This window comes from Oleiphilus sp. HI0061, assembly GCF_001635675.1.
Genome location: NZ_LWFE01000962.1, coordinates 1 through 467, shown reverse-complemented (window position 1 = coordinate 467; position 467 = coordinate 1). Strand labels below are relative to the sequence as shown.

The 467-nt window shown below is 46.5% G+C and carries 1 protein-coding gene; it reads right to left on the bottom strand.

The genetic code is table 11. The features are described from left to right. Positions 1 to 467: EF-Tu/IF-2/RF-3 family GTPase (locus A3735_RS11230; protein ID WP_255375168.1), on the bottom strand; the 467-nt coding region annotated here is incomplete at both ends.

Here is a 467-nt window from a genome sequence, read left to right as displayed (position 1 = left end):
AGGCTTAACAGAACCAGGCACACATAGAACCTGACCACGCTCAACTTCGTCACGCTTAGTACCACGCAGAAGAACACCAACGTTCTCACCCGCACGACCTTCGTCTAGAAGCTTACGGAACATCTCAACACCAGTACAAGTAGTGGTTTGAGTTTCCTTGATACCAACAATCTCGATTTCTTCACCAACTTTGATGATACCACGCTCAACACGACCCGTTACAACCGTACCACGACCTGAGATTGAGAACACGTCCTCAACAGGCATTAGGAATGGCTGATCTACAGCACGCTCTGGCTCTGGAATATAAGAATCTAGCGACTCAACCAACTTCTTAACAGCAGTTGTACCTAGCTCGTTATCATCTTCGCCGTTCAATGCCATCAAAGCAGAACCTGCGATAATTGGCGTATCATCACCTGGGAACTCATAAGTGTCTAGCAATTCACGAATTTCCATTTCAACCA